This is a genomic window from Ideonella aquatica (genome assembly GCF_018069755.1).
In the GTDB taxonomy this organism is placed as follows: domain Bacteria; phylum Pseudomonadota; class Gammaproteobacteria; order Burkholderiales; family Burkholderiaceae_C; genus Ideonella; species Ideonella aquatica.
Genome location: NZ_JAGQDE010000011.1, coordinates 155,508 through 180,783 on the forward strand (window position 1 = coordinate 155,508; position 25,276 = coordinate 180,783).

Genomic DNA, 25,276 nt, shown 5'->3' on the forward strand with positions numbered 1-25,276 from the left:
CGGCCACTGAGGTATGGTCGCGTCTCCCTCACGGACGCCTCACCCATGCCCCGCATCCTCGCCCACAAGGCCAGCCTGCGCGCTGTCCTGGCGGCCGCGCTGACCGCGCTGGCCACCACCGCCGCCCCGGCCGCTGCCCCCACCTCCGCCGGCCCCTGGCCCGGCACGGTCACGCTGGCGGTGGACGCCACGGATCTCGACCACCAGATTCAGCGCGTCACCCAGACGCTGCCGGTGGCCGGCCCCGGCCCGCTGACGCTGCACTACCCGCGCTTCCTGCCCGGCACCCACGGCCCCTATGGCGATGTGGCCCAGCTGGCCGGGCTGCAGATCAGCGCCGGCGAGCGCCGGATCGAGTGGCGCCGCGACACGCTGGACCCCTACGCCTTCCTGATCGACGTGCCCGCCGGTGTGCGCGAGCTGACGCTGCGCTACGAGCACCTGGCACCGCAGAACGCCGGCCAGGGCCGGCCGACGATGACGCGGCAGATCCTGGGTGTGCAGTGGAACCAGACCCTGCTCTACCCCACCCAGGTGCCCGCCGCCGCGGTGCGCGTGCAGGCGCAGGTGAAGCTGCCCGCCGGCTGGCAGGCCGCCACCGCGCTGCGCGACCCGCAAGGCCGCGTGGCCCAGGCCGATGGCCAGGGCTGGGTGCGCTTTGCACCGGTGTCGGTGGAGACGCTGGTCGACTCGCCGCTGTTTGCCGGCCGCCATGCGAAGCGGGTGGAACTGGACCCGCCCGGCACGCCGCGCCCGGTGGCGCTGAACCTGCTGGCCGACGAGCCTGGCCTGCTGGACGCCAGCGATGCGCAGCTGGAGGCCCACCGCCGCCTGGTGCAGCAGTCCGACCGCCTGTTCGGCGCGCGCCACTGGCGCCAGTACGACTTCCTGCTGGCGCAGTCCAGGCACTTCGGCGGCATCGGCCTGGAGCACCACGAGTCCAGCGAGAACGGCGTGCGTCCCGGCTACTTCAAGGACTGGGACAAGGCGATCGCCTCGCGCGAGCTGCTGCCGCACGAGTACGTGCACTCGTGGAACGGCAAGTTCCGCCGCCCCGCCGACCTGCTGACCCCGCACTACAACGTGCCGATGCAGAACACGCTGCTGTGGGTCTACGAAGGCATGACCCAGTACTGGGGCCATGTGCTGACCGCCCGCTCGGGCCTGGCCACGCCCGAACAGTCGCGCGATGCGCTGGCCTACGTGGCCGCGTATCTGGATGCGCGCGCCGGCCGCACCTGGCGCACCCTGCAGGACACCACCAACGAGGGCACGATCCGCAGCAGCCGCGACAAGGCCTGGCGCGACTGGCAGCGCGGCGTCGACTACTACGACGAGGCCACGCTGATCTGGCTGGACGCCGACACGCTGATCCGCGAGAAGAGCGGCGGCGCCAAGTCGCTGGACGATTTCGCCCGCGCCTTCTTCGGCGTGCCCACGGCCTTTCGCGCCGATGGCAGCATCGCCCCCCAGCCCTACACCTTCGATGACGTGGTGGCCGCGCTGAACGCGGTGCAGCCGCACGACTGGGCCGGCTTCCTGCGCCAGCGCCTGGACAGCCACGGCCCCGGCGCGCCGCTCGACGGCCTGGCCCGCGGCGGCTGGACGCTGGGCTGGAGCAGCACCGAAAGCCCCTTCGCGAAGAACGCCCCGTCGCGCGACGGCAAGCCGCGCCCGGCCGACTTCCGCTGGTCACTGGGGCTGATGGTCACACACGAGGGCAAGCTCGAGCAGGTGGCCTGGGACAGCCCCGCGTTCAAGGCCGGCCTGGCGCCGGGCCTGACGCTCCTGGCAGTCAACCTGCAGGCCTACACCCCCGAGCGCCTGGCGCAGGCGATCGACGCCAACCGCGAAGGGCGCGCGCCGATCCAGCTGCTGCTCAAGGAGGACGATCTCTACCGCCTGGTGACGATCGACTGGCGCGGCGGCCAGCGCTTCCCGGTGCTCCAGCGCGCCGACGGCCAGAGCGACCGCCTGTCGGCGATCTACAGCGCGAAGTGAGTGCGCCCGTCGCCCTGCCCGCCAAGGCGCTGGCGCCGCTGGGCGGCTACCCGCCCGAGCTGATCGCCCAGGTCACACCCACGCTGCTGGCCGGGCAGATGCACGCGCTGCTGCAGCGGCGCTACGCCGAGGCGCACGCGGTGCGCGACGACCGCGCGCTGTTCGACTTCGTCAACGAGCGCAAGCAGCGCTTCCTGCGCAACGCGCCGCCGATCGCCCGCATCGCCTATGACGCCAAGATCCGCCTGCTGCAGCAGGCGCTGGGCACCCACACCCGGCGCACCCAGGTGCAGGGCGGTCAGCTGAAGTCGCGCCGCGAGATCCGCATCGCCACGCTGTTCCGCGACCTGCCCGCGGCCTTCCTGGAGATGATCGTCGTGCACGAGCTGGCCCACCTGAAGGAGCCCGAGCACGACAAGGCCTTCTACGGCCTGTGCACCCACATGCTGGGCGACTACCACCAGCGCGAATTCGACCTGCGGCTGTGGCTGGCGGCCGACGTGCTGAAGGATCAGACCGCCAGCAGCTGAGCCCGCACGGCGGGCGGAATGTCCACCGGCTTGCGTGTGGCGCGGTCGATGAAGACGATGCCGCTCTGCCCGCGCGCCACTGGCCGGCCGCTGGCCTCGTCGCTCATCTGGAAGGCCAGCGCGAAGCCGCAGCGCGCAAACTCCACCGGCTGCATGCGGATGCGCATGGTCTCGCCATGGAAGCCCTCGCTCTGGTACTGCGCCTGCAGCTCGGCCACCACGATCGGGCAGCCGCCCACATCGCCCTCGCGCCAGCCCAGTGCGCGGAAGAAGCGCAAGCGCGCCTCGGACACCAGCGTGATGAGCTGCGCGTTGTCCAGATGCCCGCCCTGGTTGACGTGGCTGATGTAGATCTGCACGGCGGTCTCGAAACCGAAGCGCTCGGGGGGCTGAAGCTGAAGTCGGGGCATGGGCCGATTTTCGCGCGCCGTAAGATCGGCGCATGAAGGTCGATTTCGATGGCGTGCAGGCCTTCGTGGCGGTGGCCGAGCTGGGCGGCTTCAGCCGCGCGGCGCGCGAGCTGCACCTCACGCAGACCGCGCTGACGCGGCGCGTGCAGAAGCTCGAGGCCTACCTGGGCCTGAAACTGCTGGACCGCACCACGCGGCGCGTGGAGCTGAGCACCGTGGGCCGCGAGTTCCTGCCGCAGGCGCGCGCGCTGGTGCAGGACATGACCAGCGCCGTCGAGCGACTGAAGGACATGTCGCGGCTGGGCAGCGGACAGCTGGCGCTGGCCTGTATCCCCTCGATGAGCTCGCACGTCCTGCCCGGCCTGATCCGCCAGTACGCGCAGGCGCACCCGGACAACCGCATCCGGCTGCACGACGGCTCGTCCACCGAGGTGCGCCAGGCGGTGCTGGATGGCCAGGCCGACCTGGGCATCGCGCTGCACGGCGAGCCGCACCCCGACCTGGAGGAGCGGCGGCTGTTCAGCGACCCGCTGGTGTTCCTGTGCCGCACGCCGCACCCGCTGGAGCAGGCCGCCGAGGTGCGCTGGAGCGACCTGCACGACACCGAGCTGATCGGCGTCAGCAGCTTCATGGCCACGCGTATCTTCATGGACTACCAGCTGGCCAAGCGCGGCATCCGGCTGCAGGGTCGCTACGAGGTGCAGCACCACGCCACCGCGATCAACCTGGTGGCGGCCGGCGTAGGAGCGGCCATCCTGCCCTCGTCCACCTTCCAGCCGGGCGACCGGCCCGGCGTGCGCAAGATCCCGCTGACCCACCCGGTGGTGCGGCGCCAGGTGGTGCTGCTGCAGCGCCGCGAGCAGGCACTGTCGCCGGCGGCGCTGGCGTTCAGGAAGCTGATTGAGCAGGCGCGCTTCAAGCCCTGAACCGGCGGTGCGGCCACTGATGCCTGGATCGCAATAATCGATCCGTCCTTTTCATTTCACGAATCAATCGCCGGTTTCCACAATCGCCCCCTGTTTCATCGGCTGTGGGGCGGTTCATGGGCACGGACGTGCTGGTCATCGGTGGGGGCAATGCGGCCCTGTGCGCGGCGCTGACGGCGCGCGAGGCGGGTGCGCGCGTGCTGCTGCTCGAAGCCGCGCCGCGCGCGCTGCGCGGCGGCAACTCGGCCCACACCCGCAACCTGCGTTGCATGCACGACGCGCCGCAGGACGTGCTGGTCGACGCCTACCCTGAGGAAGAGTACTGGCAGGACCTGCTGAAGGTCACCGGCGGGCGCACCAACGAGGCGCTGGCGCGGCTGGTGATCCGCGCATCCGCCACCTGCCGTGGCTGGATGCAGCGCCATGGCGTGCGCTTCCAGCCGCCGCTGTCGGGCGCGCTGCATGTGGCGCGCACCAACGCCTTCTTCATGGGTGGCGGCAAGGCCCTGGTCAACGCCTACTACCGCAGCGCCGAGCGCCTGGGCGTGCAGGTGCGCTACGACACGCCGGTGCAGCGCATCGAGCTGCAGGACGGCCGCTTCGTCGCCGCCTGGGCCGGCGGTGAGCGCATAGAGGCCGCCAGCTGCGTGCTGGCGGCCGGCGGCTTCGAGTCCAACCGCGACTGGCTGCGCGAGGCCTGGGGCCGCAACGCGCGCGGCGAATGGCCGGCCGACCAGTTCCTGATCCGCGGCACCCGCTTCAACCAGGGCACGCTGCTGCGCCACCTGATCGACGAGCAGCACGCCGATGCGATCGGCGACGCCACCCAGGCCCACATGGTGGCGATCGATGCCCGCGCGCCGCTCTACGACGGCGGCATCTGCACCCGCATCGACTGCGTCAGCCTGGGCGTGGTCCTCAACCGCGACGGCGAGCGCTTCTACGACGAGGGCGAGGACTTCTGGCCCAAGCGCTACGCGATCTGGGGCCGGCTGGTGGCCCACCAGCCGGGGCAGACCGCCTGGTCGGTGATCGACGCCAAGGCCGTGGGCCGTTTCATGCCGCCGGTCTTTCCCGGCGTGGTGGCCGACAGCCTGCCCGAGCTGGCGCGCCGCCTGGGCCTGCCCGAGGACCGCTTCATGCAGACCCTGGACGACTACAACCGCGCCTGCCGCCCCGGGCGCTTCGACCACACCGTGCTTGACGACTGCGCCACCGAGGGCCTGACGCCCGCCAAGAGCCACTGGGCGCGGCCGATCGACACGCCGCCCTTCTACGGCTACGCACTGCGCCCCGGCGTGACCTTCACCTACCTGGGCCTGCGCACCGACGAGACCGCCGCGGTGCGCTTTGCCGACCGGCCCAGCCCCAATCTGTTCGTGGCCGGCGAGATGATGGCCGGCAATGTGCTGGGCCAGGGCTACACCGCCGGTGTCGGCATGTCGATCGGCACGGCGTTTGGCCGCATCGCCGGCGAGCGCGCCGCCGCCGCGGCCCGGGTGCAGGAGGTGCGCCATGCAGCCGCTTGAGTCGCTGGCCGCGCAGGCCGTGGCGCTGGCCCAGGGCACGCCCACGCCCGAGGCCGAGGTGGCGCGGGTGATGCAGATCTGCAATGCCTGCCGCTACTGCGAGGGCTTCTGCGCCGTCTTCCCGGCAATGACCTACCGGCTGCGCTTCGAGCCGGCCGACGCCCACTACCTGGCCAACCTGTGTCACGCCTGCGGCGCCTGCCTGCACGCCTGCCAATACGCGCCGCCGCACGAGTTTGCGGTGAACGTGCCGCGGGCGATGGCGCGGGTGCGCCAGCGCACCTACGCGGTCAACGCCTGGCCGGCCGCGCTGGGCCGCGCCTACGAGCGCAACGGCCTGGTGCTGTCGCTGGCGCTGGCCGCCGCGCTGGCGCTGGTGCTGGCGGTCGCGGTGGTGCTGGGCGGCGGATGGCAGGTGCCCGCGGGCGCCGGCTTCTACGCGGTGCTGCCGCACGGCCTGCTGGTGGCGCTGTTCGCGCCGGTGCTGGGTTTTGCCGCGCTGTCGCTGGCGATCGGCGTGCGCCGCTTCTGGCGCCAGGCCACGCCGGTCAGCAGCGGCCAGCCCCTGGGTGCCGACGCGGCCCGTGAGGCCACCGGCCAGGTGCTGGTGCTGCGCTACCTGGACGGCGGCCATGGCGAGGGCTGCCACAACGCCGACGACGCCTGGACCCACGCGCGCCGGCGCTTCCACCACCTGACCTTCTACGGCTTCATGCTGTGCTTTGCGGCCACCGCGGTGGCCACGCTCTACCACTACGCCTTCGGCTGGCAGGCGCCTTATGCCTGGCCGGCGCTGCCCAAGCTGCTGGGCGTGCCGGGCGGCGTGGCGCTGGCCGTGGGCACGGCCGGCCTGGGCTGGCTGCATCTGAGGCGCCACCCGCTGCACGGCGACCCGGCGCAGCGGCCGATGGACCTGGGCTTCATCGCCCTGCTGTGCCTGGTGGCCGTCAGCGGCCTGGGCCTGTGGCTGGCCGGCGCCAGCGCCGCCATGCCCTGGTGGCTCTGTGTGCACCTGGGCGCGGTGCTGGCCCTGTTCGCCACCCTGCCCTGCGGCAAGTTCGCCCACGGCATCTACCGCACCGCCGCGCTGCTGCGCGCCGCGGTGGAGCGCCGCCAACCCAACCCCGTCGGCCTGGGCGCCGACTGATGATTTCCCAAGGAGACACCCGATGAACCGCCGACCACTGCTGGCCGCCCTGGCCATCGCGCTGATGCCACTGTGCAGCCCCGCACAGGACCTGCCCGCCAAGAAGAACCTCACCATCGTCGTCGGCTTCGCCGCCGGCGGCGCGGCCGACACCGCGGCGCGCATCATCGGCAAGAAGCTGGCCGACAACACCGGCTTCACCGTGGTGATCGACAACAAGGCCGGCGCCGGCGGCAACATCGCCCACCAGTTCGCCGCCACCGGCCCGGCCGATGGCTCGGTGCTGCTGTTCGGTTCGGTGGGCCCGCTGGCGATCGCGCCGCACCTGATGAAGCTGCCTTACGACCCGGTCAAGGACCTGACGCCGGTGACCATGGGCGTGAACTTCCCGAACGTGCTGGTGGTGCACACCGGCCTGAAGATCAGGACATTCGCCGAGTACATCGACTTCGCGCGCAAGAACCCCGGCAAGCTCGATTACGCCTCCACCGGCGCGGGCTCGGCCTCGCACCTGGCGGGCGAGCTGATGGACGACATGGCCAAGATCGACACGGTGCACATCCCCTACAAGGGCGGCGCACCGGCGCTGCAGGACCTGCTGGGCGGCCGCGTGGCGGCCTACTACTCGACCTTGTCCACCGCGCAGCAGCACATCGACGCCGGCAAGCTGATCCCGCTGGCCGTGACCGGCGCCAAGCGCATTCCGCAGCTGCCGAACGTGCCCACCATCGCCGAGTCGGGCTTCCCCGGCTACCTGGCCACCAACTGGTACGCCTTCGTCGCCTCGGCCAAGGTGCCCAAGCCCATCCTGGACCGCTGGAACACCGAGCTGGTCAAGGTGCTGAAGTCGCCCGACGTGGTGGCCGAGCTGAACCAGCACGGCATGCCGCCCGCGCCGGGCACGCGTGAGGAGCTGGCGCAGGAAATCGCCCGCGAATCGGCGATGTGGGGCCGCGTGATCCGCGACCGCAAGATCAAGATCGACTGAGCCCGCCCTCGGCAGGAGACACTCCATGCACATCGTCTATCGCCTGGCCCTGCTGGCCGGCCTGGCCCTGACCCAGATCGGCGCCTGGGCGGCCGAGATCCGCGTCGTCACCTCGGGCGCCTTCACCGAGGCCTACAAGCAGCTGATCCCGATCTACGAGCAGGCTACCGGCCACACCGTGATCAGCAGCTTCGGCGCCTCGATCGGCAATGCGCCCGATTCCATCCCCAGCCGCTTCGCCCGCGGCGAGGTGTTCGACCTGGTGATCCTTTCCGAAGGCGGGCTGGAAGCGCTGGTCAAGGCCGGCCAGGTGCAGCCCGGTTCGCGCATCGACCTGGCGCGCTCGAAGATTGGCGCCGCGGTGCGCAAAGGCACGCCCAGGCCCGACATCAGCACCGTCGAGGCGCTGAAGAAGACGCTGCTGGACGCCAAGTCGGTGGCCTACTCGGCCAGCGCCAGCGGCACCTACCTGTCGACCGAGCTGTTCCCCAAGCTGGGCGTGGCCGAGCGGCTGAAGGAAACCGGCCAGCGCATCCTCAGCGAGCGCGTCGGTGCGGTGGTGGCGCGCGGCGACGCCGAGCTGGGCTTCCAGCAGGTCAGCGAGCTGATCTACTTCAAGGAGCTGGACTTCATCGGCACCCTGCCAGAGGAAGTGCAGCAGACGATCTTCTTCTCCGCCGGCCTGGTCAAGGGCAGCAAGGAGGCCGAATGGGCCGCGCACCTGGCGCGCTTCCTGTCGTCCGCCGCGGTGGCCGAGATCGTGCGCGCCACCGGCCTGGAGCCGGCCGCCGTGAAGCGCTGAGCGGCGGCATGAGCGGCCCGCTGCGGCGCCCGGCGCACCTGGGCGAGCTGTTCGTGGCCTTCTCGGTCATGGCACTGCAAGGCTTTGGTGGCGTGCTGGGGGTGGTACACCGAGAACTGGTAGAGCGCCGCCGCTGGCTGGACGAGCAGGCGTTTGCCGGCGACTGGGCCACGGCCCAGGTCCTGCCCGGCCCCAACGTTTGCAACCTGGCGCTGATGTACGGCTGGCGCCAGTTCGGTGTGGCGGGTGCCCTGACCGCCTTGGGCGGACTGCTGCTGGCGCCCACGCTGCTGTTGCTGCTGCTGGCCACGCTGCTGAGCCAGGTCGAATCCTGGCCGTTGGTGCGCGGCGCCATCGGCGGCCTGTCGGCGGTGGCGGCCGGTCTGGTGGCAGGCGCCGGCCTGCGCCTGGGCGCCGGCCTGGCCACGCATCCTTTGGGGCGGTGGCCGGCCAGCGCGCTGGCCGCACTGGCGCTGGCCGCGCTGCTGGGCGCCCGCCTGCCCATGGTGGCGGTGGTGGTGCTGGTCGGCGTGCCAGCCTGCGTCCTGACGTGGCGCAGGCTGCGCGCGCCGCGCTGAGGGCCGGATGGACCTGCCGCTGGACCTGGGTCAGTTGCTGCTGATCCACCTGAGCCTGTCGCCCTTCACGGTGGGCGGCGCGATGACGGTGGCGCCCGACCTGCACCGCCTGCTGGTGGACGAGCGCGGCTGGCTGTCCGAGGCCGATTTCACCCGCAGCCTGACGCTGGCCCAGGCCGCGCCCGGGCCCAACGTGCTCTATGTCGCGCTGGCCGGCTGGCTGATCGGCTGGCAACACGCCCAAGGCGGGCTGGGCGCCCAGGCCAGCCTGGCCGCCGCAGCGGCGGCCACCGCCCTGGTCGGCCTGCTGCTGCCCAGCTCCTTGCTGGCCTGCCTGGCAGCCCACCTGGCACAGCGCTGGCGCGAGCAGGCGCTGCTGCAGGCCTTTCGCCGCGGCATGGAGCCGGTGGTGGTAGCCGCGATGCTGGGCACCGCGGTCTTCATCGGCCGCGGCGCCGGGCTGGGTGCAGACACCCCGCTCGGGCTGGCGCTGGCTGCGGCCACCGCGCTGGCAGTGCTGCGCACGCGCTGGCCGACCTGGGCGCTGCTGGCCGCAGGCGCCCTGGTCGGTGCGCTGGGCGCCGCCTGAGGCCGCGTCGTGGCACCGGTCGAGCGTGCACAGCACACGCTCGACCGTCCCCTTCGGCGGCGTTGAACCAAGCCCTTGATGACGGTCAAGCCGTACGGCGCCGCTTGGGCCAACCATGGCGGCCCCGAGTGCCGCCATGTCGTTTCGCCCGCCTCTCGTTGCCGCGCTGGCCCTGCTGTGCATCGGACTGTGCATCGGCTGGACCCAGCGCCAGACCGAACCCGATGTGCTGCCCGCCCCACCGCCGGCCCCGCCGTCGGCCCTGCCCTTCCAGGCGCTGCAGCCTTTGCCACCCACGCCCGCGCTGCCACCCGAGCGGGTGGCACTGGGCGAGCGCCTGTTCCACGAGAAGCGCCTGTCGCACGACGACAGCCTGTCCTGCGCCAGCTGCCACGACCTGGCACATGGTGGTGCCGACGCACGCCGGGTGTCGCTGGGCGTGCGGGGTCAGCCCGGGCAGCGCAACGCGCCCACGGTGTTCAATGCCAGCCTGAACTTCGTGCAGTTCTGGGATGGCCGCGCGGCCTCGCTGCGCGAGCAGGCCGCAGGCCCGGTGCACAACCCGGTGGAGATGGCCTCGAACTGGCCCGAGGTGCTGGCCAAGCTGAGTGCTGATGCCGGCTACCTGCAGGCCTTTGCCGACGTCTACGGCGGGCCGCCCACGGCCGAGCGCATCGTCGACGCGCTGGCCAGCTTCGAGGAAACGCTGCTCACGCCCGACAGCCCGCTGGACCGCCACCTGCGCGGCGAGCCCGACGCGCTCGATGCGCGCCAGCGCGCCGGCATGCAGCGCTTCATCGAGCTGGGCTGCGCCAGCTGCCACCAGGGCGTGGGCCTGGGCGGCAACATGTTTCAGCGCTTCGGCGTGATGGAGGCGCCGCCGCCCGAGGCGGCACGCGACAGCGGCCGCCAGGCGGTCACCGGGCGCGAGTCCGACCGCGGCGTCTTCAAGGTGCCGGGGCTGCGCAATGTGGCACTGACGGCGCCCTACTTCCACGACGCCTCGGCCGCCACGCTGGACGAGGCAGTGCGCACCATGGCGCGGGTGCAGCTGGGGCACGATCTGACGGCGCAGGATGTCGAGTTGATCGTCGCCTTCCTGCAGTCGCTGACCGGCCGCTGGCGCGGGCAGGCCCTGCAGTGAGCAGCGCCGCGCCGCCCCCGATCGCCTGGACCGATCGCCGCCGTTGGCGCGGCCGCCTCGTGATCGCCCTGCTGATGGTGCTGGCGGTGGGCCTGTTCGCCGTGCTGGAGCGCGGCGCCAGCGCTGTGCCCGCGGCAGTCCACGCCGCCTACTCGGAGCGCCTGCACGATGTGCGCAGCCTGAACGCCGCGGTCGACCGCGACCTGCTGGCGGCGCGCTGGCAGCGCAGCCGCCACTATGACGACCTGACCGGCCACACCCGGGAACTGGCCGCGCTGGCGGCGCAGCTGGCACCGCCACCGGCCTTCCTGTTGAGCCGCGACGCCCCCACGGTGGCGGCCGAGGCCGACGCGCTGGCCGCAGCGCTGATCGAGAAGGCCGAGCTGGTCGACCAGTTCCGGCGCGAGAACGCGGTCCTGACCAACTCGCGCAACTACCTGGAGTCGCTGGTCCGCGAGCTGCTGGACGGCCCGCAGGCCGCCCACCTGGATGCCGCGCAGCGCGATGCCATCGGCCGCTACGCGCGCCTGCTGACTGCCGGCACGCTGAGCGCCGAGCGCCATCCACCGCCGCCGCTGATCCTGGCCGGTCCGCCAGCACTGGCCGAGCGGATCGCCGAGCTGGGTCGCCACGGTGCGGTGCTGGTCGAGCGCGACGCCCGCCTGGACGCGCTGGACCAGCAGTTGCTGGCCCTGGCCACGGACGCGCGCGTGGATGCGCTGGCGCACCACTACACCGCCGGCCATGCGCGAGCGGCAGCGCAGGCCACACGCTACCGCCAGGCGCTGTCGGCGGTCAGCGTGCTGCTGGCCGGCGTGGTGGGCTGGCTGCTGTGGCACCTGGCGCGGGCGCGCCGCAGCCTGCAACGCACCCACGCCGAGCTGGCCAAGCTCTACGACGCGCAGCTGGCCGCCCAGCAGCTGCTGACGCTGCACGCCACCGCCTTTCGCAACGCCCACGACGGCATCACGCTGACCGACGCGCAGGGCAATATCCTCGACGTCAACCCGGCCTTCACGCGCATCACCGGCTGGACACGCGAGGAGGTCATCGGCCGCAACCCGCGCGTGCTGAAGTCGGGCTACCACGACGACGCCTTCTACCGCGAGATGTGGCGCTCGATCGCCGACACCGGACGCTGGTCGGGCGAGATCTGGAACCGCAACCGCGAAGGGGCGATCTACCCCGAGCTGCTGTCGATCGCCGCGGTGCGCGATGCCCAGGGCCAGACGCGCAACTTCGTCGCGGTGTTCGCCGACATCGGCCACCTCAAGCACCAGGAGCGCCAGCTCAAGCAGCTGGCCTACTTCGATGCACTGACCGAGCTGCCCAACCGCAAGCTGCTGGCCGAACGCCTGGGCCACGCCATCGCTCAGGCCCACCACGGCGGACGCTTGCTGGCGGTGTGCCTGCTCGATCTGGACGGCTTCAAGCCAATCAACGACCAATGGGGCCACGAGGCCGGTGACCGCGTGCTGGTGGAGATCGGCCAGCGCCTGCTGCGCGCGGTGCGCGGCGGTGACACCGTGGCGCGCCTGGGCGGCGACGAGTTCGCGCTGCTGCTCAATGGTCTGGGCTCGGTGGAGGAGTGCGAAGAAGTGCTGCGCCGGCTGATCAGCGTGGTCGCGCTGCCGCTGGGTGGCCTGCCGCAGTCGACCAGCGTGTCGGCCAGCATCGGCGTGACGCTGTTCCCCGCCGACGACGAGGGCCCCGACACGCTGCTGCGCCACGCCGACCAGGCGATGTACCAGGCCAAGCAGGCCGGCAAGAGGGGCTACCGCTTCTTCAATGCCGAAGAGGAGCGCAGCCAGCGCCACCGCCACGGCCATGTGGCGCGGCTGGCCGACGCGCTGCGCCAAGGCGAGCTGGTGCTGCACTACCAGCCGCAGGTGGACCTGCGCGCCGGTCGCGTGGTTGGCGCCGAGGCCCTGATCCGCTGGCAGCACCCGCAGCGCGGCCTGCTGGGCCCGGCCGACTTCCTGCCGCAGATCGACGACGCCGAGCTGATCGAGTCGGTCGGCGACTGGGTGATCGAGCAGGCGCTGAGCCAGCTCGACGTCTGGCACCTTGCCGGCCAGCGACTGCCGGTGAGCGTCAACATCGCCGGCCGCCACCTGCAGGCGCGCGACTTCGTCGATCGGCTGCGCGCCGCCCAGGCCCGCCACCCGGCGGTGGCCGACCTGCTGGCGCTGGAGGTGCTGGAGACCACCGCGCTGGAGGACATCGTGCGCACCGCACGCGTGATCGATGACTGCCGTGCGTTGGGTGTCAGCGTGGCGCTGGACGATTTCGGCGCGGGCTACTCGTCGCTCAGCTACCTCAAGCGCCTGCCAATCGAGCTGATCAAGATCGACCTGGGCTTTGTGCGCGAGCTGCCCACCGACCTGGACAACCTGATCATCGTGCGCGGCGTCATCGAGCTGGCGCGCGCCTTCGGCCGCCAGGTGCTGGCCGAGGGCATCGAGTCGCCGTTGCACGGCCGCATGCTGCTGCAGCTCGACGGCGACCTGGCGCAGGGCCACGGCATCGCCCGGCCGATGCCGGCCGGCGACTGGCTGCCCTGGCTGGCCGCCTGGCGGCCTGATCCATCGTGGCAAGCCGTGGCCGCGCTGCACTGGAGCGACACCGATCGCCAACTGCTGACGGCCGAGATCCAGCTGCGCGCCTGGGTAGACCAGGTGCAGCGCGCGGTGCTGGAGCTTCGGCCGATCCCGCACCAGCACTTCGGTGATCCCACCCGCTGCGCCTTCGGCACCTGGTTCGAGGCCGACGGTCGGCTGCGCTACGCGGCACACCCGCAAACGGCGCAGGTCGACGCGCTGCACCGGCGGCTGCACCGCGAGGTCGACCGGCTGGACAGCCTGTGGCGCGAGGGTCGGCACGCCGCCATGCGCGACGGCCTGGTGGCACTGCTGGCGGTGCAGGACGAGCTGGCCACCGCGCTGCTGTCGCTGCAACTGGCCGTGGGGCGCCCGCGCGAGGATGCGCGCGCCTGATCAGGTGCCGCTGCGGCGCAGCTCGCGGAAAGCGCCGAACAGCCAGCTGCGCATGCCGATCAGCAGCGTGCAGGCCTGCTTCTGCTCGGGCGGCAGCTTCTGGTCGGCCAGGTGCTGCTGCGCAAAGTCCTGGGCCAGGCGCTGCAGCCGGTCGTTGTATGAGGCCACCAGGGCCGGCCGGATCTGGCCGTGCACCAGCGTCAGCAGCTCGCCGTCGCCATCAAAGCCGCCGCCGAAAAAGTCGCCCACCACCTGCTCGCGGAAGAAGGCCATCACCGGCCCGTGCGGCCGCCAGCGGAAGGCCTTGGCCAGCTTCAGGCGGTAGCGGTTGTGCGGCCGCAGCTCGATGATGCCCAGGCGGTCGAGCTGGGCCAGCAGCGCGATGCCTTCGGCCTCGCTCAGGCGGTAGTGCGCCACCACCTGCTCCAGCGTCCACTGGCTCTGGCAGCACACCGCCATCAGCAGCAGCTTGCGGTCGGCCACCACGGCGCGCTCCTGCGCCAGCGTCAGCTCGTGGCGCTCGGGCTGCGATGCGGCCACGCGGCGGCTGAGCTCGGTGAAATCGGTCTTCAGCAGCGCGCAGATCGCGTCAACGCGGGCCAGCGGCATGTCACCGCGGGCAAACATGCGCTTGACGCTGGACTCGGCCAGGCCCAGCTCGCGGGCCAGCACGGCGTAGGTCCAGCCGGCGGCCTTCAGCTCGGCTTTCAGCACCTGGATCAGGGCCTGGGTGGTCGACATGGCCAAAGTATCACCAAACAATACCTGACAGGTCAAGAAGTGGCACACAGCATTGATTCAAGCCACCTTTGACCCGGCCGCGCCAAGATGAAGCCTTGTTCAACACCGGACCGAACCCGTCGGCACGACACCATGGCACCCTCACTCCTGCGCCCCCTGTTGCCGCTGACGCTGGCGCTGCTGACCACGCTGTCCGCCACCCCGGTGCGCGCCCACCGCGGCGGCCCGTCCGAGGCCTCGGCGGCGCTGTCGGCACTGCCGGTGCTGACGCTGGTGGGCGCGCCGCTGCTGCTGTCGGCGGGCACCGGCGTTCTGCTGGTGAAGGCGGTCGAGCTGACCGCCGAGGGCAGCGTGTGGGTGCTGGAGCGCAGCGCCGACGGCGCGCGCATCGTGCTGAGCGCTGTCGGCGCCAGCGCGCTGGCGCTGGGCCAGGCGCTGACGGTGGTGGCGGTCGAGAGCGGCTGGCTGCTGGTCGATGGCAGCCGCGCGCTGGCGGTGCTGCCCGATGCGGCGCATGCCCACCTGTTCCACCACCAGGCGCTGTCACGATGAACGCGACCTGGCGGGTCATCGCCCTGGTGCTGGCGCTGCTGCTGGGCAGCGGCGCCCGGGCCGGTCGCCCCTGCGAGCCCGAGCCGCCCACGCTGGCCGAGGTCCAACAGGGCCTGGCGCTGGCCCTGCGCACCGACGCCGCGCTGCAGGCCAGCGGCGCCAGCGTGGTGCTGCTGGCGCGCGCCGGCCAGGACCTCAGCGCCTACCGGCTGCGCTGGTCGCACATGGGCTGGGCCTACCGCCAGAACGACGCCAGCGGCCAGACGGTCTGGCGCGTGGTGCACAAGCTCAACCACTGCGGCAGCGACCGTGCCCAGGTCTTCCGCCAAGGCCTGGCCGAGTTCTTCCTGGACCGGCCCTGGCGCTACGAGGCCGCCCTGGTCGTGCCCGCGCCCGAGCTGCAGGCCCGCCTGCTGCCGCTGCTGCAGGACGACGAGCGCCTGCTGCGCTGGCACGAGCCGCGCTACAACATGCTGGCCTACCCCTGGTCCACGCGCTACCAGCAGAGCAACCAGTGGGCGCTGGAGACCCTGGCGGGCGCCATGGACGACGGCGCCAGCGACCGCCCACGCGCCCAGGCCTGGCTGCAGCTGCGCGGCTACACGCCCACCGTGCTGTACCTGGGCCCGCTGACCCGCCTGGGCGCCCGTGCCACCCGCGCCAACATCGCCTTTGACGACCACCCCAACGACAAGCGCTTCTCGGACCGCATCGAGACCACCACCGTGGACTCGGCCTTCGACTGGCTGCAACGCACCCGTCTGGGGGACGCGGTGCAGGTTCTGCACTGATGCCAAGCCGCTACAGTCCACGCACACCCAGGAGGAGCCCCGCGTGAGCGCCCAGCCACACCCCAACCAGTTCGCCCTGCTGCGCCAGCGCCGCTTTGCGCCCTTTTTCTGGACGCAGTTCCTGGGCGCGGCCAACGACAACGTCTTCAAGTTCGCCTTCACGATGCTGGTGACCTACCGCGTCGAGGTGGCCTGGCTGCCGCCGCAGATGGCCGGCCTGGTGATCGGCGCGGTCTTCATCCTGCCCTTCCTGCTGTTCTCGGCCACCTCGGGCCAGCTGGCCGACAAGTACGACAAGGCGCGGCTGGCGCAGCTGGTCAAGAGCCTGGAGATCGCCATCATGGTGCTGGCGATGGTGGGCCTGCTGATGCAGTGGCCGGCGCTGCTGCTAGGCTGCATCTTCGGCCTGGGCCTGCACAGCACGCTGTTCGGCCCGGTGAAGTACGCCTACCTGCCGCAGCACCTGGACGAGCGCGAGATCACCGGCGGCAACGGCATGGTCGAGATGGGCACCTTCGTGGCCATCCTGCTGGGCAATGTGGTGGGCGGCATCCTGATCGCGCTGCCCGAGGGCTGGTGGCTCACCGGCGCCGAGGCGGTGGGCTGGACCGCGCTGGCGCTGGCCGTGGTCGGCCGGGTGGTGGCGCAGCGCATCCCGCCCACGCCGTCCACCTCGCCCGAGCTGGTCATCAACTGGAACCCGGTCACCGAGACCTGGCGCAACCTGCAGCTGGCGCACCAGAACCTGGTGGTCTTCCGCTCGCTGCTGGGCATCTCTTGGATGTGGTTCTTCGGCGCGGTCTTCCTGGGCCAGTTCCCCAGCTTTGCCAAGGACGTACTGCATGGCGACGAGCATGTGGCCTCGCTGCTGCTGGTGGTGTTCTCGGTGGGCGTGGGCCTGGGCTCGCTGATGTGCGAGACCTTCAGCCGCCGCCATGTGGAGATCGGCCTGGTGCCGCTGGGCGCGATCGGCATGAGCGTGTTCGCCGCCGATCTGTGGTGGGCCGCCTCGCAGGTGCCCGCCAGCGAGCGGCTGGGGCTCACGGCCTTCCTGGGCGTGGGCGCGAACTGGCGGGTGCTGATTGATCTGTTCGCGCTGTCGTTCAGCGCCGGTCTGTACAGCGTGCCGATGTACGCGCTGATCCAGCTGCGCTCGCCGGCCAGCCATCGCGCGCGCATCATTGCCGCCAACAACATCCTCAACGCGATCTTCATGATCGTCAGCGCGCTGGGCGCCGGCGCGCTGCTGTCGGCAGGCTTGAGCATCCCGCAGGTCTTCGGTCTGCTGGCGCTGGCCAACGCGCTGGTGGCGGCCTATGTGTTCCTGCTGGTGCCCGAGTACCTGCTGCGCTTCGTGGCCTGGGTGCTGAGCCACTTCATCTACCGCTTCCGCGTGCAGGGCGACGAGCACATCCCGGCCCAGGGCCCGGCGATCCTGGCCTGCAACCACGTGAGCTTCATCGACGCGGTGCTGCTGATGGCCGCCAGCCCGCGGCCGATCCGCTTCCTGATGGACCACCGCATCTTCCAGGTGCCGGTGCTGGGCTGGCTGTTCCGCCTGGCCAAGGCCATCCCGGTGGCGCCGCGCAGCGAGGACCCGGCCGCTTATGAGGCCGCGCTGGCCGCGGCCGACCAGGTGCTGGCCGAGGGCGACCTGCTGGGCATCTTCCCCGAAGGCGGCATCACCCGCGACGGCCAGCTGCAGCCCTTCAAGGGCGGCATCGCGAAGATTCTGGAGCGCCGCGCGGTGCCGGTGGTGCCGATGGCGCTGACCAACCTGTGGGGCTCGTACTTCTCGCGCGTGGAGGGCGGCAACGCGATGGTCAAGCCGCTGCGCCGTGGGCTGTTCAACCAGGTGGGATTGAATATTGGCCCCGCCATGGCTGCGGGTGAGGTCACGCCGCAGACCGTCCAGACCAGCGTCGCGCGCCTGCTGGACCCTGCTTCGTCCATGGGGGCGTGATGTTCGGCTTGATCAAGTTCTTCTGGTACTTGCTGCTGATTGTGGCCACGTGCGGCTTCGGATTGTGCGGGGCGACATGGGTGGGCATCGGGATCCGCGACCTGTTGCGAGGCCACACCGGTGGTGAATTGGGTGGCGCCTGGGCAGCTCTCAGCTTCGGATCAATCGCTTTGGGCCTGGCCTGGGGTGCCTACAAGTTCGCCACGATTTTCAACAACTCGGACCATGACGACACGGATGCCCCATGATCACTGACATCGTGGTGGCTCATGCGACCCACGCACTGTTCGAGTACGGCGGCATCGCGCTGGGCGTGGCGCTGTACCGGCGCGCCCGGCAGCGCAGTGGCCTGTCGGCGCTCACCGCATCGGGCAGCTTCGCGCTGATCACCGGCCTGCTGCTGGGCGCCGCCATCGGCAACAAGGGGGTGTTCGCGGTCGAGCGGCCCGACCTGATCGCCGCCTGGTGGGCCGGCGGGCCGCTGGTGCTGGGGCAGTCGATCGTCGGCGGCCTGCTGGGCGGTCTGCTGGGCATTGAAGCCGCGAAGGCGCTGACCGGCCAACGGGCGTCCACCGGCGACCTGATGGTCACGCCCCTCATCGCCGGCCTGGTGCTGGGCCGCGTGGGCTGCTTCCTGGCCGGCCTGCACGACGACACCTACGGCCTGCCCACCGCGCTGCCCTGGGGGGTGGACCAGGGCGACGGCGTGCCGCGCCATCCCAGCGCGCTTTATGAGATCGGCTTCCTCGTGCTGCTGGGCACGCTGCTGCACCGCGGACAGGCGCGCTGGGCGGCCGTGCCGGGTCTGTGCTTCAAGCTCTTCCTCAGCGCCTACCTGCTGTGGCGCTTGATCGGAGACAGCCTGAAGCCGGTGCGCGTCGAGTACGCTGGCGGCCTCTCGGGCATCCAGTGGGTGTGCCTGGTCGCCCTGATGGCCTATGCCCCACTGCTGGCGCGTGCCTGGCGCCGGCACCCCAGCGCGCTCACCGCCTGAAGACCACGATGGCTTACCTTGCGTTTGTGCTGATGGCCCTGGCCATCTGGTTCCTGCGCCGCGCGCAGGCCGATCCGACGATGCTGTCGGGCCCTGGGCGGACATGGCAGTGGCTCGCCCGGGCGCTGCTCGCGTTGGTGGTGGCGCAGGCACTGTTTGCGCTGGCGATGCTGGGCTGGCAGTTGGCCACCCATCCGGACATCCAGACCTGGACCCCGATGCTGCTGTTCACCCAGTTGCCGGGCCTGCTGATCTCGGGTGTGGCGGGCTGGGCGCTGTGGCAGGACCTGCGTTTCCAGGGCCGTGGCGGCCCGCAGCCCAGGCCAGGTGCCCCGGCCCGCCCACTGACCCGCCTGTGGCGCGGCCTGGTGGTGGTGACACTGGTCGTGCTCATGGCCGGCTTCGGCCTGTGCGGCAGCTGGGGAGTGATGGAAGGCATCATCATCCTGCAGAGCGGCGGTGACGCTGCCGGGTTGGCGATCGGACTGGGGTCCGTGGGCCTGCTCATTGCCGGGGCACTGGCCCGCCAGTTGTTCAAGACCTCGCCCGCGGAGGACCGCTGATGAGCCTGCTGATCGGATTCCTGCTGAACCCCCTGGTCATCCTGCTGCTGATTATCGGCGCCGTGGTCTACCTGCGGCGTGCCCGGCCGGGTGAGCGGTCGGGAGAGCGCTTCCTGCGCGGTCTGTGGCTGACGCTGCTGGTGCTCAGCACCGCCGGCTTCGGGCTGTGCGGCGGCTTCGGGGTGGTGGCCGGACTGGTCTCGGTGACCGAGGGCGGCGAAAGCGGCGCCTATGGCGCCATGTTCCTGGCTGTGGGTGGCGTGGGCGTGGCCATCGCCGCGCTGACCGGCTGGCTGCTGCGACGAGCGCTGCGCGCCAATCGACAACAGTCTGCAGCGCCCGAGCCGGACGATGTCGATCTGTCCCCGTTCTCGCCCGCCGCGCCACCCCCCGCTACGCCGCCATCCCCCCGCGACAACGGACAGAACAGCCCATCCTGAGCCCCCAATGAACTCTCCCGCCTCCACGAACGGCCTGTGGCCGGTGATCCTGCTGCTGCGGCTGGCCATGGCATTCCTGCTGCTGTGTGGCATCCCGGCCGTGGTCTTCGGCCTGGGTGCCGCGCTGGGCGGTCCGCCGGGCCACCGTGACGAGTTTGCCGAAGGGCTGGCGCTGACCGGCCTGCTCAGCCTGGTCCTGGCAGCAGCCTGCCAATGGGCCGTGCGCGCCTGCCAACGGTTCCAGCACAGGACAGGCGCATGAGCCGCAAGACCCGCCCCTGGCTGTTCTACGACACCACCAGCTCGGTCTGCACCACCTGCCTGCGGCCGGTGGAGGCCAAGATCGTGCTGAAGGACAACCAGGTCTTCATGGACAAGTGGTGCCCGGCGCACGGCACCGAGCGCGTGCTGATCAGTGACGATGCCGCCTACTACCGCCTGTGCCGCGAGGTGTACGTCAAGGCGCCCGAGATGCCCGAGCGATTCGCCACGCCCATGCAGTACGGCTGCCCCTTCGATTGCGGCCTGTGCCCGGACCACATGCAGCACAGCTGCCTGACCATCGTCGAGCTGACCGACCACTGCAACCTGCGCTGCCCCACCTGCTATGCCGGCAGCGGCCCCGAGCGGCTGACGCACCGCTCCTTCGACGAGGTGCTGGCGATGCTGGACGCCGCCGTGGCCAGCGAGGGCGAGCCCGACGTGGTGCAGCTCAGCGGCGGCGAGCCCACGCTGCACCCGCGCTTCTGGGACATCCTGGACGCGGCCAAGGCGCGGCCGATCCGTCACCTGATGCTCAACACCAATGGCCTCCGGATCGCGCAGGAGCCGGGCTTTGCCGAGCGGCTGGCGGGCTACGCGCCGGGCTTCGAGGTGTATCTCCAGTTTGATTCACTGCGCCGGGACGCCTTGCTGGATTTGCGCGGCGCCGACCTGCGCCGTGTGCGCGAGGACGCGCTGCGCGCGCTGGACGCGGCCGGCGTGTCGACCACGCTGGTGGTCACCGTCAAGCGCGGCGTCAACGACGACGAGATCGGCGACATCATCCGGCACGCGCAAGGCTGGTCCTGCGTGCGCGGCGTGACGCTGCAGCCAGTGCAGGACGCCGGCCGCTGCGACAACTACGACCCGGCCAGGCACCGCCTGACGGTCAGCGAACTGCGCCGCCGCATCGTCGACCAAAGCGGCGTCTTCACCGCCGAGGACGTGGTGCCCGTGCCCTGCAACCCCGACACGCTGGCCATGGCCTACGCGATCCGCACGCCCGGCGGCGGCCTGCAGCCGCTGACCCGCTACCTGGACCCCACCACGCTGGTCGAGGCCAGCCGCAACACCATCGTCTTCGAGCGCGACGAGTCGCTCAAGTCCCAGGTCTTCAAGCTCTTCAGCACCAACCATTCGCCCGAATCGCAAGCGAGTTGTCTGAGTGAGCTGATGTGCTGCCTGCCGCAGATCGCCGCGCCCGAGGGGCTGGACTACCGCAGCGTCTTTCGCGTGCTGATCGTGCAGTTCATGGACGCGCGCTCGCTGGACATCCGCGCGCTGAAGAAGAGCTGCATCCACATGGCCCTGCCCGACGGCCGCATGGTGCCCTTCGAGAGCCACAACCTGTTCTACCGCGACGGCCAGCAGGCGCTGCTGGCGCAGATCCGGGGCGAGCTGACCGCCCAGCACGCGCTGCGACAGGCCGCTGCCGACGCCGCGCCCCACAAACAGGGGTGGTGAGCGCCGACATTCGGCGCTACCCTCACAACCCCTTGGGATCACTGGGCTGGGAGGCCACGGACCATGCCATCGCTGGAGAGCCTGCTGCGCCGCCGGGAAGGCGTGCGCAATGATGTCTACCTGGATTCACTCAAGCGCCCCACGGTGGGCATCGGTCACCTGGTGACCGCGGCCGACAAGCTGAAGGTCGGCGACAAGATCGACGACGCCCAGGTCAGTGCCTTCTTCAAGGCCGACTCCGCCGCTGCGCTGTCGGCGGCCAAGTCGCAGGCCTCGAAGGCTGGCATCAAGGACAGCGACTTCGTGGTCTACCTGGCCTCGGTGAATTTCCAGCTCGGCACGGGTTGGTACAAGGTCCACAAGAAAACCTGGGCCCTGATCCTGGCCGGCAATTACTCCGGCGCGGCCGCCGAGGTCAAGAAGTCGCGCTGGGCCAGCCAGACCCCGGTGCGCGTGAAGGACTTCCAGGGCGCGCTGCTCAAGCTCACCGACAAGCCCCAGGAGAAGCCATGAGACCCGCCGGTTGGGCCCTGCTGGCCGCCACGGTGCTGGCCTCGGCGGCGCAAGCGTCGGCTGCGGCGCCGGCCGCCGCACTCTGGCCCGATGCGACCGAGCACTGGGTGGCCTCCAGCACCACCGCGCTGTCCATCACCGGGCCGGTGCAGGTCTCGGGCCGGCGCCTGGTGTTCGGCAATGGTGCCGGCCTGGCGCTGGAAGGGCCGGCGCCCAGCGTCAGCTTCGCCGACCAGGGCGAGCGGGTGCAAGCCGCGGTGCTGCGCGTCAGCGGGCCCGCCGACCCGGTGCTGCTGAACAAGAACCGGCTGTGCGGCTCGGCCGCCAAGCCGCGCGCTGTGACCTACATCGCGCTGTGGCGGCCCGAGCCGCTGTCCGCGGGCGAGTCGCCGCGTGCGATGGCGGCGTTCTCCGGCGAGCGCGCACCGGCCTCCACGGCCGACCCGTCACTGTGCGGCATCTACTACTACGAGCGGCGCTGACCAGCGCCTGAGTTCCTGATCGCCGCCAGCCAAGCCCGCACGCGCGCCTTCAAGTCCTGCGCCGCTTGCCAGGCCGCGGTGGCACGCGCCCAGGCCAGCAGGCCGGCCTTCCAGGCGCTCCAGCGCGCGTACAGCGCCGCGAACCAGGGCAGGCGCATCAGCGCGTCATGGGTCAGCGTGAACAGGCGCGCGACGATCGCCGTGCCCACCAGCTTGGCCACGACGATCACCGTCACGCCCAGCAACGCATGCCCCTGGCGGATGGCCCACAGCGCCGCCAGCTTGACGGGCAGCAGCGCCAGCGCCGGCAGCGCGAACAGCGCCAGCGCGGCATAGGGCGGCAGGCGACGCACCCAGCCCTCGATCCAGCGAAAACCGGGCCAGCGGCCGATCGCCGCCACCACGCGCTGCAGCGGCTCCCAGCCCCATTCCTCGAACAGGATCAGCAGGGCCAGCAGCCATTTGAGCGGGGCCAGCAGGCCCTGGCGCAGACGCGCCATCCAAGTGTGCATGGCCCGATTCTGACCACACCGCGCAGCGACCAGCGCAGCATGCGACGTTTTGCCGCCGCAAAAGCGCCATCGGTCCTAGGGGGCGACGAGTTGCGCACTAGGGATGTGTTTGCTCAGCGTCCGCGAGCCCAATGCCAGAGGCGCCGGGGCCACCCCACAGAAACTGCCCGGGCCGACCTCCCCAACCACCACCCGCCAGGAGAACACCATGCGTATCATTCGCTCACTCGCCGTGCTGAGCCTTGCCGCTGCCGCTGCCGCCACCTTTGCCGCCACGCCGAACGCCGGCAAGGCGGGCGCAGCCCGCATCAAGGACGCAGCCACGACGGCCACCTACACCACCAAGGCCAAGGTGGCGCTGTACTACTCGCCGAGCTTTGGTGGCGTGATCCACTCCAAGGGCATCGCCGCCGTCAGCACCCCAGCCACCGGCATCCACTGCATCACGCCGTCGATCTCCGTGGACCTGGCAAAGGTGACCCCGCAGGTCACCGTCGACTGGAACCTGTCGTCGGGCTTTGCGCTGCTGGCCTTCACCAAGGACACCTTCGCCTTCACCGACTGCCCGGCCGGCGACCTGGAAGTCACGACCTATGACTTCAACGCCGGCGGCACGCCGGTGCTGAGCAACCTCGTGGCGTTCAACTTCGTTCTGGAGTGACGCCTGCGGGGCGGCGCACGCCGCCCCGTCGCGCCCGCGTCAGGGCGCGATGGCGTCGGTCTGCAGCGCCGCCTGCAGCGCCTTCAGCCAGGCCGCCAGCTCGGCGCCGCGCAGCAGCGCACGCGTCGGCGCGGCCGGCAGGCCGGGCCAGCCCGGCACCCGCAAGACATGCACCGGCACCTCGCGCTCGCCGCGGGGCACGCGCACGCGCGCCAGGCGCGCGTGCCGCAAGGTTTCGTCCGTGGCACCGTCGAGCAGGATCACCACCGGCCGGTGCGGGTGCGTGGCGATGCGCGGACCGTCCCCATCGTCGGCCAGCACCAGCACGCGCGGGCCATCGGCATCGCGCCACAGGCGCAGCGCCGCATCGGCCTCGTCACCGGCCGGCAGCGCCTGGGCCGGCAGGTACTCGCCCTGCAGCACCTCGGTCAGCGGCACCACCAGCTCGGCATCGGCGGTGAAGACCAGCACCCGCTGCGCGCCCTCGGCCAGCGCGCGCTGCACCGCGGGCACCAGCGCCCCCGCGGCGGCCGCGCGGGCCAGTTGCTCGCAGGCACGGCGCTGGCGCAGCAGGGCCAGCTGATCGCTGTCGGACAGGAAGCCGCTGCGCTGCCAGCGCGCCAGGCCCTCACGCATCCCGACCAGCAGACTGTCCAGTTGCGCGGCCTCGTCCTCGCTGGGTGAGACCGGTTGCTCGTGCACCGACCAGGCCGGCCATTGCTCGGCCACGTCGGCAAAGCGCCGACGCAGCAGCAGCGGCGCCAGCGCGCGCTCGTCGCCATTGGCCTGCCAGGCCGCCACGGCGCCGGTGGCGGTGCGGTCCAGCGCCTCCAGCCAGGCCGCCGCGGCGGGATCGTCCAGCAGCGCGGGCGGCGCCAGCAGCCACAGCCAGGGGGTGGCGGGCAACGCGCCCAGCGGCGGCAGGCCGGTGCGGGCGTCGATGATCAACACATCGGCAGCGGTGGCCTCCAGCGCCGGCAGGGTACCCAACAGCGCAGCCCAGTCCGCCACGGTCTCGGCCGGGGCCTGCAGCGCCAGGCGCTGGGCGCCGAAGTGGCGCTGCACCAGTTGCCAGGCCAGCGCCAGTTGGCGCTGGGGCTGCAGCGCGGTGTCATCGGCCAGCGCACAGCTGCCGACGCAGGCAGCGTAGAACGCGCCTTCGCGCTGGCAGGCGCGCAGCTCAGCGGCGGCTGGCAGGTCCACCGTGTCCAGGCCCTGCGGGTACAGCGCCGAGAGATGGTCGATGCGCTGCTGCAGGTCGCCGCGGCGCGCCAGCAGCGCCCAGACGCCGTCATCGACATCGACCCGGCCGTCCAGCTCGTCCAGCAGGCGCACCAGCGCATCGGCATCAGGCAGGCGCAGCGCGCCATCGTCATCCAGCCAGCGGGCCAGACGCTGCGCGTGCGCGTCGGTGCTGTTGCGGCCTGGCTCAAAGACCGGTGCGCCGCGCAGCGTGATGCGGGCGTGGGCCGGTGGCTCGGGCGGAGCGATGGGCTGCTGGGGTTCGGGTTCGGGCGCCGGCTCGGGCGCGGGCCCGGGCTCGAGGGCCGACGGTACGGCCTCGGCCACCGGCTCGGCGGCGGGCTTGCGGCGGCTGCGCGGCTTGCGCGGCGCAGCGGGTTCGGGCTCGACGGCCGGTGCGTCGGCGGGCGGCGGCGGGGCGGTGTCGGTCGCAGGGGCAGCGGCTGGCGCGCGGCGG

26 protein-coding genes and 1 pseudogene are annotated in these 25,276 nt (G+C 71.5%); 23 read left to right on the plus strand and 4 right to left on the minus strand.

The features are described from left to right. Nucleotides 1-45: 45 nt before the first annotated feature. Together KAK06_RS13825 and KAK06_RS13830 are read left to right on the plus strand one after the other, a co-directional pair. Nucleotides 46-2,001: a M61 family metallopeptidase gene (locus KAK06_RS13825; protein WP_210802704.1), complete on the plus strand. Its 1,956-nt coding sequence runs from the start codon at nt 46-48 to the stop codon at nt 1,999-2,001. Continuing rightward, entirely contained in the window at nt 1,998-2,531 is a 534-nt protein-coding gene (locus KAK06_RS13830; RefSeq protein ID WP_375140892.1) for a M48 family metallopeptidase, read from the plus strand. The genes KAK06_RS13825 and KAK06_RS13830 overlap by 4 nt, the downstream gene beginning before the upstream one ends. Here the strand turns inward: KAK06_RS13830 and KAK06_RS13835 are convergent. Further along, nucleotides 2,513-2,941 carry an acyl-CoA thioesterase gene (locus KAK06_RS13835; protein ID WP_210802705.1) on the minus strand — a complete coding sequence of 143 codons (429 nt, stop codon included), beginning with the start codon at nt 2,939-2,941 and terminating at the stop codon, nt 2,513-2,515. The genes KAK06_RS13830 and KAK06_RS13835 overlap by 19 nt on opposite strands. A gap of 32 nt (nt 2,942-2,973) precedes the next feature. Here KAK06_RS13835 and KAK06_RS13840 point away from each other — a divergent pair, with 32 nt between their 5' ends. The 9 genes from KAK06_RS13840 to KAK06_RS13880 all read left to right on the plus strand — a co-directional run bounded on the left by KAK06_RS13840 (nt 2,974) and on the right by KAK06_RS13880 (nt 13,640). Beyond that, entirely contained in the window at nt 2,974-3,867 is an 894-nt protein-coding gene (locus tag KAK06_RS13840; RefSeq protein ID WP_210802706.1) for a LysR family transcriptional regulator, read from the plus strand. Between the two features lie 116 nt (nt 3,868-3,983). Further along, a complete protein-coding gene (gene tcuA, locus KAK06_RS13845; protein ID WP_210802707.1) occupies nt 3,984-5,396 on the plus strand; it encodes an FAD-dependent tricarballylate dehydrogenase TcuA in 1,413 nt (470 codons plus the stop codon). Beyond that, nucleotides 5,383-6,543, plus strand: coding sequence for a tricarballylate utilization 4Fe-4S protein TcuB (gene tcuB, locus KAK06_RS13850; RefSeq protein ID WP_210802708.1), 1,161 nt, complete (start codon nt 5,383-5,385; stop codon nt 6,541-6,543). Before tcuA ends, tcuB begins: the two co-directional genes overlap by 14 nt. Before the next feature lie 22 nt (nt 6,544-6,565). After that, nucleotides 6,566-7,531, plus strand: a complete 966-nt coding sequence (locus KAK06_RS13855; protein WP_210802709.1) for a Bug family tripartite tricarboxylate transporter substrate binding protein — start codon at nt 6,566-6,568, stop codon at nt 7,529-7,531. A 25-nt stretch (nt 7,532-7,556) separates the two neighbouring features. After that, nucleotides 7,557-8,333, plus strand: coding sequence for a substrate-binding domain-containing protein (locus KAK06_RS13860; RefSeq protein ID WP_210802710.1), 777 nt, complete (start codon nt 7,557-7,559; stop codon nt 8,331-8,333). Between the two features lie 8 nt (nt 8,334-8,341). Continuing rightward, on the plus strand, nt 8,342-8,911 hold the full coding sequence (locus KAK06_RS13865) for a chromate transporter (protein WP_247652850.1): 570 nt from the start codon (nt 8,342-8,344) through the stop codon (nt 8,909-8,911). A 7-nt stretch (nt 8,912-8,918) separates the two neighbouring features. Continuing rightward, nucleotides 8,919-9,500 (plus strand): chromate transporter, encoded by a 582-nt coding sequence (locus KAK06_RS13870; RefSeq protein ID WP_210802711.1) that lies wholly within the window; start codon nt 8,919-8,921, stop codon nt 9,498-9,500. Between the two features lie 136 nt (nt 9,501-9,636). After that, the gene (locus tag KAK06_RS13875) at nt 9,637-10,644 is read left to right on the plus strand and encodes a cytochrome-c peroxidase (protein ID WP_210802712.1); all 1,008 of its coding nucleotides are present in this window, start codon (nt 9,637-9,639) and stop codon (nt 10,642-10,644) included. After that, nucleotides 10,641-13,640: an EAL domain-containing protein gene (locus KAK06_RS13880; protein ID WP_210802713.1), complete on the plus strand. Its 3,000-nt coding sequence runs from the start codon at nt 10,641-10,643 to the stop codon at nt 13,638-13,640. Before KAK06_RS13875 ends, KAK06_RS13880 begins: the two co-directional genes overlap by 4 nt. On the opposite strand, the gene KAK06_RS13885 is transcribed toward KAK06_RS13880, so the two are convergent. Then, nucleotides 13,641-14,381, minus strand: a complete 741-nt coding sequence (locus tag KAK06_RS13885; RefSeq protein ID WP_210802714.1) for a helix-turn-helix domain-containing protein — start codon at nt 14,379-14,381, stop codon at nt 13,641-13,643. A gap of 132 nt (nt 14,382-14,513) precedes the next feature. On the opposite strand from KAK06_RS13885, the gene KAK06_RS13890 reads away from it, so the two are divergent. From KAK06_RS13890 to KAK06_RS13940, 11 genes are all read left to right on the plus strand, one after another. After that, entirely contained in the window at nt 14,514-14,933 is a 420-nt protein-coding gene (locus KAK06_RS13890) for a hypothetical protein (RefSeq protein WP_210802715.1), read from the plus strand. Beyond that, entirely contained in the window at nt 14,930-15,724 is a 795-nt protein-coding gene (locus KAK06_RS13895; protein ID WP_210802716.1) for a DUF2145 domain-containing protein, read from the plus strand. The genes KAK06_RS13890 and KAK06_RS13895 overlap by 4 nt, the downstream gene beginning before the upstream one ends. Nucleotides 15,725-15,767: 43 nt before the next feature. Further along, on the plus strand, nt 15,768-17,687 hold the full coding sequence (locus tag KAK06_RS13900) for an MFS transporter (RefSeq protein WP_210802717.1): 1,920 nt from the start codon (nt 15,768-15,770) through the stop codon (nt 17,685-17,687). Beyond that, nucleotides 17,687-17,935 carry a hypothetical protein gene (locus tag KAK06_RS13905; RefSeq protein ID WP_210802718.1) on the plus strand — a complete coding sequence of 83 codons (249 nt, stop codon included), beginning with the start codon at nt 17,687-17,689 and terminating at the stop codon, nt 17,933-17,935. Before KAK06_RS13900 ends, KAK06_RS13905 begins: the two co-directional genes overlap by 1 nt. Beyond that, the gene (locus KAK06_RS13910) at nt 17,932-18,681 is read left to right on the plus strand and encodes a prolipoprotein diacylglyceryl transferase (protein ID WP_210802719.1); all 750 of its coding nucleotides are present in this window, start codon (nt 17,932-17,934) and stop codon (nt 18,679-18,681) included. The genes KAK06_RS13905 and KAK06_RS13910 overlap by 4 nt, the downstream gene beginning before the upstream one ends. A gap of 8 nt (nt 18,682-18,689) precedes the next feature. Then, nucleotides 18,690-19,244 carry a hypothetical protein gene (locus KAK06_RS13915; RefSeq protein ID WP_210802720.1) on the plus strand — a complete coding sequence of 185 codons (555 nt, stop codon included), beginning with the start codon at nt 18,690-18,692 and terminating at the stop codon, nt 19,242-19,244. Then, the gene (locus tag KAK06_RS13920; RefSeq protein WP_210802721.1) at nt 19,244-19,684 is read left to right on the plus strand and encodes a hypothetical protein; all 441 of its coding nucleotides are present in this window, start codon (nt 19,244-19,246) and stop codon (nt 19,682-19,684) included. The genes KAK06_RS13915 and KAK06_RS13920 overlap by 1 nt, the downstream gene beginning before the upstream one ends. 7 nt (nt 19,685-19,691) lie before the next feature. Further along, on the plus strand, nt 19,692-19,946 hold the full coding sequence (locus tag KAK06_RS13925; protein WP_210802722.1) for a hypothetical protein: 255 nt from the start codon (nt 19,692-19,694) through the stop codon (nt 19,944-19,946). Continuing rightward, nucleotides 19,943-21,409 carry a radical SAM protein gene (locus KAK06_RS13930; protein ID WP_210802723.1) on the plus strand — a complete coding sequence of 489 codons (1,467 nt, stop codon included), beginning with the start codon at nt 19,943-19,945 and terminating at the stop codon, nt 21,407-21,409. Before KAK06_RS13925 ends, KAK06_RS13930 begins: the two co-directional genes overlap by 4 nt. A gap of 63 nt (nt 21,410-21,472) precedes the next feature. Next, nucleotides 21,473-21,922, plus strand: a complete 450-nt coding sequence (locus KAK06_RS13935; RefSeq protein WP_210802724.1) for a glycoside hydrolase family protein — start codon at nt 21,473-21,475, stop codon at nt 21,920-21,922. After that, complete coding sequence (locus tag KAK06_RS13940; RefSeq protein ID WP_210802725.1) at nt 21,919-22,404, plus strand: hypothetical protein; 486 nt, start codon at nt 21,919-21,921, stop codon at nt 22,402-22,404. The genes KAK06_RS13935 and KAK06_RS13940 overlap by 4 nt, the downstream gene beginning before the upstream one ends. Here the strand turns inward: KAK06_RS13940 and KAK06_RS13945 are convergent. Continuing rightward, nucleotides 22,389-22,916: a hypothetical protein gene (locus tag KAK06_RS13945; RefSeq protein ID WP_247652851.1), complete on the minus strand. Its 528-nt coding sequence runs from the start codon at nt 22,914-22,916 to the stop codon at nt 22,389-22,391. The two genes, KAK06_RS13940 and KAK06_RS13945, sit on opposite strands and share 16 nt — an antisense overlap. Nucleotides 22,917-23,124: 208 nt before the next feature. Between KAK06_RS13945 and KAK06_RS13950 the strand changes: the two genes are divergently transcribed. After that, the gene (locus KAK06_RS13950; RefSeq protein ID WP_210802726.1) at nt 23,125-23,577 is read left to right on the plus strand and encodes a hypothetical protein; all 453 of its coding nucleotides are present in this window, start codon (nt 23,125-23,127) and stop codon (nt 23,575-23,577) included. Nucleotides 23,578-23,616: 39 nt separating this feature from the next. Here the strand turns inward: KAK06_RS13950 and KAK06_RS13955 are convergent. Then, a pseudogene (locus KAK06_RS13955) lies at nt 23,617-25,276 on the minus strand (hypothetical protein); the annotation flags it as partial.